The organism is Vibrio sp. 1580, from assembly GCF_033340055.1.
In genome coordinates, this window is the sequence record NZ_JAWOVT010000549.1 from 1 (window position 1) to 567 (window position 567).

General features: G+C 45.7%; 1 protein-coding gene. It reads right to left on the bottom strand.

All coding sequences use genetic code 11. The annotated features are described in order from the left end of the window. A partial coding sequence (locus R7093_RS27100; RefSeq protein ID WP_318147258.1) for a BamA/TamA family outer membrane protein occupies positions 1-567 on the bottom strand: 567 nt, incomplete at both ends.

The following is a 567-nucleotide window of genomic DNA, read 5'->3' on the forward strand; positions in this document are numbered from 1 at the left end:
CCGATCTTGTTGTGGGTATAACCAACGCCGAATTCAAAACGGTTCAGTTCGTCAAATGGGAAACCCCATGTCAAACTTGCACCATAACTTTGGTTGGTATAGTCAACGATACCCGCTTCCGATGCTTCAAATTCATCGTAGAAAATCTTACCGCCCAAGCTTACACCATCAAGGTTCCAGTATGGGTCGCGGTAGTCTAAGCTCACGTTCTTTTGATAGTCGTTCATCATCGCGTTGATACCAACGCGGTTACCGCTACCTAAGAAGTTGTCTTGTTGCAGACCAACTTGGAAGCTGACGCCCGATTCGGTACCGTAGCCAACACCAAAGTTTACACTGCCTGAGTTCGCTTCTTTAACCGAGTAAACCAGATCAACTTGATCATCACTACCTGGTACACGAACCGTTTGTACTTCTACGTTTTCAAAATAGCCAAGACGGTTAAGACGTGTCTTACCAGTTTCAATCGACTTGGAGTTTAGCCAGCTGCCTTCCATTTGGCGCATTTCACGACGCAACACTTCATCTTTCGTTGAGTTATTACCAGTAAAACGAATGTCGCGAACG